The sequence below is a fragment of the Streptomyces sp. UNOC14_S4 genome (assembly GCF_020740835.1).
Classification (GTDB): domain Bacteria; phylum Actinomycetota; class Actinomycetes; order Streptomycetales; family Streptomycetaceae; genus Streptomyces.
The window spans coordinates 1-8815 of the sequence record NZ_JAINFC010000323.1; the positions used below are offsets into that span (position 1 = coordinate 1).

Annotated in this window: 6 protein-coding genes; 3 read left to right on the top strand and 3 right to left on the bottom strand. The window is 72.9% G+C overall.

The annotated features are described in order from the left end of the window. Positions 1-506: 506 nt before the first annotated feature. The 3 genes from pulA (at position 507) to K6I34_RS24915 (ending at position 5020) form a co-directional block, all read left to right on the top strand. A complete protein-coding gene (pulA, locus tag K6I34_RS24905; RefSeq protein ID WP_229328610.1) occupies positions 507-3107 on the top strand; it encodes a pullulanase-type alpha-1,6-glucosidase in 2601 nt (866 codons plus the stop codon). Between the two features lie 259 nt (positions 3108-3366). Further along, positions 3367-3603: a hypothetical protein gene (locus tag K6I34_RS24910; protein WP_229328611.1), complete on the top strand. Its 237-nt coding sequence runs from the start codon at positions 3367-3369 to the stop codon at positions 3601-3603. A gap of 310 nt (positions 3604-3913) precedes the next feature. Beyond that, positions 3914-5020 (top strand): helix-turn-helix transcriptional regulator, encoded by a 1107-nt coding sequence (locus K6I34_RS24915; RefSeq protein ID WP_229328612.1) that lies wholly within the window; start codon positions 3914-3916, stop codon positions 5018-5020. 4 nt (positions 5021-5024) lie between these two features. On the opposite strand, the gene K6I34_RS24920 is transcribed toward K6I34_RS24915, so the two are convergent. From K6I34_RS24920 to K6I34_RS24930, 3 genes are all read right to left on the bottom strand, one after another. Continuing rightward, positions 5025-5735 carry a TetR/AcrR family transcriptional regulator gene (locus K6I34_RS24920; RefSeq protein WP_229328614.1) on the bottom strand — a complete coding sequence of 237 codons (711 nt, stop codon included), beginning with the start codon at positions 5733-5735 and terminating at the stop codon, positions 5025-5027. A gap of 85 nt (positions 5736-5820) precedes the next feature. Next, positions 5821-7767 (bottom strand): hypothetical protein, encoded by a 1947-nt coding sequence (locus K6I34_RS24925; RefSeq protein ID WP_229328615.1) that lies wholly within the window; start codon positions 7765-7767, stop codon positions 5821-5823. 70 nt (positions 7768-7837) lie between these two features. Then, positions 7838-8635, bottom strand: a complete 798-nt coding sequence (locus tag K6I34_RS24930) for a tyrosine-protein phosphatase (protein ID WP_229328616.1) — start codon at positions 8633-8635, stop codon at positions 7838-7840. Positions 8636-8815 lie beyond the last annotated feature (180 nt).

Below are 8815 nucleotides of genomic sequence, written 5' to 3' on the forward strand. Positions count from 1 at the left end.
GCCGATACGTATGGGGAGCCGTACTCCATGCACCGTCGTTCCAGAACCCCGCCCTCCGGCCCCGCCCCCTCCACCGTCGGTTGGCTACCCGTAGGGGGTGCCTGCGTCCGCTGTCGGCTCTCCGCAAGGGGTGGTTGTCCTCGCCGCCGCGCCCCGCTGAGGGTGCACCACGGTGCCGGGCGGGCTGCCGCGCCCCATCAGGGGCGCGGGGAACTGCGCGAGCAACCAGCGACGACCCGCACTCGCCGGACGAGCAGGGACGACCGAGCTCGTGGGCGGCTTTTCAGGGGCGCGGGGAACGGCGCGAGAAGTCCCCACCGGCCCGCAGTCGCCGGACGAACGCAGCGCACCGAGCTCGCAGGCGGCATTGAGGGGCGCGGGGCTGCGACATTGTGCGGCTCCGCCGCGTGGGCGCGACAAGCCCCCACCGGGCCCGCACCCGCGCGCGCAGCGCAAGCCGCACGACCGGACCACTCGACCGGCAACCGACCACGGAAGGAGAAACCATGCGCCGCCTAGCGGCCATCCTCATCGCAAGCCTGCTGCTGCCCCTGGTCTCACCCAGCGGTAGCGCCCACGCCCAAAGCCCCCGGATACCCGACGCCCGCGTCCAGTGGATCGACCGGGACACCCTCGCCTGGCCCGGAGACCTCGGTACGCCCGATCACCCTCACCACCTCGTCCACGACGGCGGCACCCTGACTCTCACCCGCCGCCCCGGAGGGCTGACGCCCGCGCAGCGGGAGCGGTATCCGCACCTCGCCGCGGCGGGGTACGACGCCTTCACCGTGGACGCCCGCGGCCGGGAGCGCGACATTCTCAGAGGTGCCGTCACCGCCGAAGCCGACGGCGTCGTCACCGGTGTGCAGATACCGGGGGTGCTCGACGACCTCTATGCCGGGGCCGCCGCGGGCAGACGCCTCGGGCCCGACTTCGAGCACGGCCGCCCCACCCTCTCCGTCTGGGCGCCCACGGCCCGTACCGTCGCGCTGGAGATCGACGGCCGTGCCGTCCCCATGCGCCGCGACGACGCCAGTGGTGTCTGGAGTGTCACCGGGCCGCGGGCGTGGCAGGGGAAGAGCTACCGGTACGCCGTCACCGTCTGGGTGCCGAGCGTCGGGCAGGTCGTCACCAATCGCGTCACTGATCCCTACTCCACCGCCCTCACCACGGATTCCGAGCGCAGCGTGGTCACCGACCTCGCCGACCCCGCGCTCGCCCCGCCCGGCTGGCGCGGGTTGCGCAAGCCGAAGGCCGTACCGCTGCGGGACGCGCAGATCCAGGAGCTGCACATCCGTGACTTCTCCGTCGTGGACCGCACGTCGGCGCACCCGGGGCAGTACCTCGCCTTCACCGATCAGGGTTCCGCGGGCATGCGTCATCTGAAGCGGCTCGCCGAGGCGGGTACGTCGTATGTCCATCTGCTGCCCGCCTTCGACTTCGCCACCGTTCCCGAACGGCGGGCCGACCAGGCCGTACCGCCCTGCGACCTCGCCGCGTTGCCCGCCGATTCGGACCGGCAGCAGGAGTGTGTGGGCAGGACCGCGGCCCGGGACGCGTACAACTGGGGTTACGACCCGTTGCACTACACCGTCCCGGAGGGCTCCTATGCCTCCGAGCCCGACGGGCCTGGCCGGACCGTGGAGTTCCGGCGGATGGTGCAGGGGCTCGCGGGCGCCGGGCTGCGTACGGTCATGGACGTCGTCTACAACCACACCGCGGCCTCCGGTCAGGACCCGAAGTCCGTGCTCGACCGTGTCGTGCCCGGTTACTACCATCGGTTGCTCGCCGATGGCGGTGTCGCCACCTCCAGTTGCTGCGCCAATACCGCTCCCGAACACGCGATGATGGGGCGGCTCGTGGTGGACTCCGTCGTCACCTGGGCGAAGCAGTACAAGGTCGACGGCTTCCGGTTCGACCTCATGGGGCACCATCCCAAGGCGAACATCCTGGCCGTGCGCCGGGCCCTCGACGCGCTCACGCCCCAGAAGGACGGGGTGGACGGGAAGGCGGTTCTTCTCTACGGCGAGGGCTGGAACTTCGGGGAGGTCGCCGACGACGCCCGCTTCGTCCAGGCCACCCAGCGGAACATGGCGGGCACCGGCATCGCCACCTTCTCGGACCGGGCCCGCGACGCCGTGCGCGGTGGCGGCCCCTTCGACGCGGATCCGCGGCTCCAGGGCTTCGCGTCCGGCCTGTTCACCGACCCCAACGAGGCCGCGCAGGGCACCCCCGACGAGCAGCGGGCCCGCCTTCTGCACGCCCAGGACCTCATCAAGGTGGGGCTCAGCGGCAATCTCGCGGGCTATCGCTTCACGGATTCCACGGGCCGCGCGGTGCGTGGTGCCGACGTCGACTACAACGGCGCGCCGGCGGGCTACGCCGCCGCACCCGGCGACGCCCTCGCCTACGTCGACGCGCACGACAACGAGACGCTTTACGACGCCCTCGCCTACAAGCTGCCGCGGTCCACGTCCGCCGCCGACCGGGCCCGGATGCAGGTCCTCGCCATGGCCACCGCCACGCTCTCCCAGGGCCCGGCGCTCTCGCAGGCGGGGACGGACCTTCTGCGGTCCAAGTCCCTGGACCGCAACTCCTTCGACAGCGGCGACTGGTTCAACGCGATCCACTGGGACTGCGCCGACGGCAACGGCTTCGGGCGCGGCCTGCCTCCGGCCCGCGACAACGCCGCCAAGTGGTCCTACGCCCGTGCTCTGCTGGCCGAACCGGCCCTCCGCCCCGGCTGCTCCGCCGTCGAGGCGGCCTCGGCCGCTTACCGTGATCTGCTGCGTATCCGTGCCACGGAACCGGTCTTCAGTCACGTGAGTGCGGAGGCTGTGCAGCGGGACCTGTCCTTTCCGCTCTCGGGTGAGGGGGAGACCGCGGGCGTGATCACGATGCGCGCGGGGAGCCTTGTCGTCGTTTTCAACGCCACGCCCCGGCGCCGGGATCAGCGGGTCGGTGGGCTGGCGGGCAGTCGCTACGGGCTCCATGAGGTGCAGGCGCGTGGCGCCGATCCGGTGGCCAAGTCCGCGTCGTACGACGTGTCTTCCGGCACCTTCTCCGTGCCGGGGCGGACGGTTGCGGTGTTCCGGCAGGAGGGCTGATGTGCGCAGAGGGCATGCCACGTTCTAGTGGATGAAAAGCAGGCCGTGGGCAAGTGACGGCAAATGACCGCTCCTTGGTCCAGACTGGCCAATACGTATGCCTTCATGAGTACTTGGCTGTTCAGCAGGACTTTCCTGCTGCAAGGCGTAGGGAAGGGGCGACAGCCGCTAAGCTCGTGTCCAGCTCCCTGACGGGCCGGTGCCAATCGGCTCCGCGCGCGCGGGTCGAAGTGACCCGGCTACCTGAAGGGAGAGGTTCATGGCCAACTCCGAACGGCAGGGCGACCGGGAGGGCGACGGCTCCGGGCCGCCGAGCGCGGATGATCCCGATGCTCGGGGACAGGAGTACGGAGTCCCCCAGTGCCACCGCCACGAGGGGCCGAACCGAGGTGTCTGGCGGTTCTTCCGGTTCTTCAAGGGGAATTGGGCGATTCTCAAGGCAATTCTCTGGATCGTCCGGTTCCTCTTCGAGTGGGAGGACAGCGCCGGTGGGTGAGGGGATTTCCCCTCACCCACCGGCTGATACCTAGCTGGCAGATGGACCCGCCTCGGCTGCGCAGTCGGAGGGCGGGTCCATCGTCGCGTTGAGCTAGGTACGTGTACGGGGGTGGGCCCCTGTCAGGTTTCCCCCGACTCTCAAGACTTATCTGCCTGCACGTGCAGGACGATACCGAGATGGTTCTTAACGGTACCAGGAAAGAGCCGCTGATCAGGGGGACGGTAGCCCTTAAGGGTGCTTGCCATGGCGCGAAGCTGACCCTAAGCGGTAGCTTGGCAGCCGCCTTCGGCGGCCGCGTGAGGGGGAGATGTCAGTGGCGCGTGGTAGTGCGGACTTCAGCGGGGTTGCTCTGCGTACGCTACGCAACACCCGCCGGGTCGACGGACGTCTGCTCAGTGCCGCGGCACTCGGTGCCAGAGTGGGCACATCCAAGGCCCGGATACTCTCGTACGAGAGGGGGCGCTCCACTCCGGAGCCGGCGCGCATCGTGCAACTGGCCGAAGTGTTCCGCGTCTCCCCGGTCTTGCTGTCGGCTTCCGACGCTCGCTACTCGTCCATACGGGACTTACGGGTCCAGGCCGGACTGACGGCAGCCGAGGTCGCCGGGCACATCGGTGTGAGCCGGACCACGTACCGGGACATCGAGCGGCTCGCCCGGCTGCCCGTGCGGGACAACGGCGGCCTCCGTCACGTGCTTGCGGCCTGCCTCCGGGTGAAGCCCGTCGACATCGACCGCGTACTGCACCAGCATCCGGTGGCCATCGCCCGGCGCGCTCAGATCACCGACCAGTTCAGGGAGGTTTTCCAGCGTGCGCACGAGCGGGGCACCCCCGCCGTGGTCGAGCCGGGCGATCCGGAACTACTTGTCATCGCCTCGCTCGTCCAGCGAGCCCCCACCGTCATCTGTCGCCTCGTCAACCACGAACTGGACCGGTTTCGCAAGCTGCTCAAGGACCGGGGCGTGGCAGAGCTGGAAGCCGCCTACGCCCAGAGCGAGCGCGCCGCCGAGCAGGCCGGCGAAAGGCAGAAGAGGATCACCGGCCTGCTGGACACGGCCCCGGTCCGCTCCGCCGACCGGCTCTCCGTGTTCCTCGCGGAGGCCATGCCCGCGAAGCAGTGGCGGGCCATGGTCGCCCTGGCGGATGCCGGTCCGGACGGGGTCGCCCTCTCCCGGGCCGTGGCGGAGTACGAGATCTGGGGCGCCCTCCTCGACCGTTCCTTCGCCGACTACCTGGTCCGCGCGGACGGTGCCGCCTGCGTCCTCAATCGCCGTGGCCGTGGCGTGATCCGTGCCGACTTCCGGATGTACGCCTGCCTCTACCCGAGGGTCGGAGTGCCCCTCCTCGCCGGTGGCCCGGCGGTGACCGCCCGGCCCGGGCGGCGCAGGCCCCGCCGGTCGACGGGCAGACTGTGATCCGTCAAAGCGCCTGCGGCGACGGCTGCGGCAGCAGTGCCGAGAGCCGGGCGACCAGGGTCGGCAGCGGCCCCCCGGGCGGCTCCTCGGCCACGATGCGGCAGAGGATCTCCATCATGTCCGGGTCGTAGGCCGCGCCCACCGCCGTGAGCGCGACGAAGGCGTGCACGAGCTGGCGCTCCAGCTCGTCGCGCGGGATGCGGCGGCCGTCGAGCCAGAGCAGGGCCGTGGTCTCGGCGAGGGAGATCCAGGAGCGGACGGCGAGCTCCAGCCGCGGGGACGGGTCCCGTACCGCCAGATGGGCGAGCACCTCCTCGTACGCCGCCCGGCGCACCCCGTCGATGACCGTGTACGCCGTGCCCGGACCCGCCGCCGGGCCGCCGCGCATCAGGGCCGAGAAGCCCGTGCCGTGCTCCTCGACGAAGTCGAAGAACCTGCTCATCACCCGCGCCAGCCGCACGCCCAGCGGGCCCTCCTGGGGCTCGGCCAGCAGGGCGGCCAAGTCGTCCGCCGCCCGCCGCAGCGCCGCCTCGTAGAGGCTCTGCTTGCCGGGGAAGTAGTGATAGACGAGCGGCCGGGATATCCCGGCCGCCGCTGCGATGTCGTCGATGGAGACGTCGTCCGGGGGGCGATGGCTGAACAGGTCGAGAGCGACCGCGATCAACTGCTCGCGTCGCTGCGCGACACCCATCCTGCGGCGTACCCCGTTCGTCATGGCGGTCATACTAATGTGCGACAGGTGGGGTGATCGCACTCATCGTCCCACTTTTCAGGGGATGTTGACGGCTCAACAGAAACGGTCACTGGATGGCCGTCAGCTTCGTCCCGTCCGCCAGGCGCGCGCTGAGCTGGGTGCGGGCCCCGGGCTTCGCCGGGGCGGAGAGCAGCCGGCCGGGCGAGGTGGCCTGCACCGCGCCGGTCGCCGTGATCGACTCGACGTCGTCGCTGCCCGCCGCGAGTGCGTACCAGGTGCCGCCGGGCGACTTCCACAGCGCGCCCGCCAGGGCGTGCGGGTCGTGGGCGCCGCACGCGGGGGAGTCGTCGGCGCGGGCGACGGACGCGCCCGGCGCGCCCTGCCGGGCCCCCGGCACCTGGAAGAGGGCCAGCACCCGGCTGCCGGTGCCCCGCCAGGTCTCCGCCCGGGCGCACAGCCACTCGGCGCTGCCCGGCGTGCCGCCGCCCGGCAGCGGCTGGGTCGCGAAGAGCCAGGAGTTCACCGAGCGCACGCCCTGCCCGCGCATGGTCGTCAGGTGGCAGGCGGTGTGCGCCCAGTCCGCGCGGGCCGCCGGGGCCGTGACATCGTGCCGCGCGCCGGGGCCGCCCGTGGTGAGCCGGGCCGGGACGAGCTCCCCGAGGTCGGTCACCAGCCGCCCGCCCATCTGCAGCGCGGGCCAGCTCTCGCAGGTGCTCGCCGCCACGGGGCTGATCGTCGGATCGGTCACGCCGTCGGCGGCGGTGTGCAGGGGGCGCCCGTTCTCGCCGGGCTTGAGGAGGTCCCGTACGGTCACGTCGGTCACCCAAGGGGCCGTCAGATAACGGACGTCGCTGTCGGCCCGGCCGACGACGACGGCGGTCGCGGAATCCGCGTCCGAGGCGTCCGCGCGGGCGAAGTCCAGGGCCGCGCCGCCGGTGTCGCCGTTCTTCGCCTCCGCGTAGCGCACCAGGCGCAGCCCGTCGTACAGCACCACGACCGCCGCCTGGCCGACCTCGCCCGCGTAGAGCAGCTGGGGCGGGCCCGCGGCCGGGCCGGTGGCGGTGCCGGGGGTGGACGTCACCCGCACACTGCTCCCCGGGCGCGCCCATACCGCGAGGGCGCGGCGCAGCAGCTCCTGGTCACCGGTGCGGCTGCCGCGCGCGGGCCAGGCCGCGAAGCCCGCGCGGTCCGCGCTCCTCCAGGCCCCGTCGGCCACCTTGGTCAACTTCGCCGGGTCCAGGGCCTGCTGGGCGGCGGCGTTCTGCGCGTACGGCGGGGCGGCGGCCCCGTCCGGGCCCCAGCCGCCGCCGGGCAGGCCCAGCAGCGCCGCGCACACGGCCACCGCCGCGGTGCCCGCGAGCGCGGCGCGGGCGTGCTGGCGGCGGCGCATCAGGTCCGTCGGCCGGGCCTGGAGGGAACAGGGGTCGAACTCCATCGACTCCAGCAGCGACGCGTCACGGCTGCCCGCGGGCGCCCGCAGCGCCGCCGCCTCGGCCAGCGCCGCGTCCGGGGCCTCGACCCCCGCGGCCGCGAGCACCTGACGGACGTCCCGCTCGGACGGCACCTCCAGGGCACGCAGCACGTACGCGGCCCGGGCGGGCCCGGACAGGGCGGCCAGCGCCTGGTCCAGGGCGAGTTCGTCGGCGCCGCCCGAGCGGGGGAACAGCCGCAGCCCCCACACCTGCGGCAGCAGCGGCGGCAACTGGCCCGGCCTCGGCAGCTGCCATCGCCCGCGCGGCCGCCCCGCCTCCAGCGCGGACTTCAGGACCCGCTGCCGTACGTACGCGTAGCCCGGGTCGGCCGGTGAACCGTTCGGCCCGCGCGGCGCGGGCACGGCGAGGCCGGAGAGCTCGGAGGTGGCCACCCTGTTGCGCGGCAGCGCGCGCTGGACCAGGGAGTGGGCCGTCAGCACACGGCGGTTGCGGCCCAGGGTGGGCGGCAGCACGAGATAGCCCAGCCGTACGAGGCGGGGGTAGTGCTCGATGAGCGCGGCTTCCGCCTGCTCCACGTCGACGGGCGGGATCGGCCGGGGGGCTGTCGCTTGCTGCTCCACGATCCGTAGAACGAGTGAATGGTGAGATGGTCACCTCACCCCGCGGGGGACGGACCCGGCCGCGCCGTGCTCACGCCACGCAGCGGGCGCGGACGCGGTCGACGGCCTCGTCCGGGATGCCGAGCCCCTCGCGGACGTACGCCTCCACGCCGCCGTACGTCAGCTCCATCTCCTCCAGCGCCGCCGCGAGGTACGCCGGGCGCACCCCGAGGATCGCGTCGGAGATCTCCGGGTCGCCGCCCGCCGCGACGAAGCGGTCGATCATGGGGGCGAAGGCGGCACGCACGGCGGGGGCGACGGACAGGTACTCCTCCCGGACCGTGGCCTCGTCCGCGCCGAGCAGCAGCAGGATCACCGAGGCCGCCCAGCCCGTGCGGTCCTTGCCCGCGGTGCAGTGGAACAGGAGCGGGCCGCAGTCCGGCTCGGCGAGGGCCGACAGCAGGGTGCGGTACGCCGCGCACGCGGCCTCGGAACGTACGAAGGCCCGGTACGCGTCGCAGAGCAGCTTCTCCGCCTTGCCGCCGCCCAGGTGCTCCTCGGCGGCGGCGGGGTTGCCGAGCAGCGTGTCCAGCCTGGCGGGCACGCGGTCGCCGCCGCCCGCCGCGGCGCCGCCCGCCATCACGTCCGCGACGATCAGCCGCGCGCCCTCCGGCAGCCGGTCGGGGCGGGCCCGCCGCTCCTGTTCGGTGCGCAGGTCCACCACGGTGTGGATGCCGAGCCCGGCGACGGCGGGGTCCTGCTCGGGATCGAGTCTGTCGAGCTGCCCGGAACGGAGCAGCAGCCCGGGGCGCACGGCCGAATTGCCGGTCAGCGCGATGCCGCCGAGGTCGCGGAGATTGATGATGGTCGAGGCGTCGAACTGCGGCATGGGCGGGTCTCCCTAGTCGGACATCTCCGCCCATTGTGCCGCTCCTGTGGGGCGGGCGCCCCACGGGGGTACGGGGCCTTTCGCGCTTGCAGCGCGGGCACGGGGCGGTCGTGGCGGGTCGTGGCCGGTTGCGCCCACCGGGGTGCCCCTTGTGCTCGGCGCGCGGCTGCGGGTCGCGTT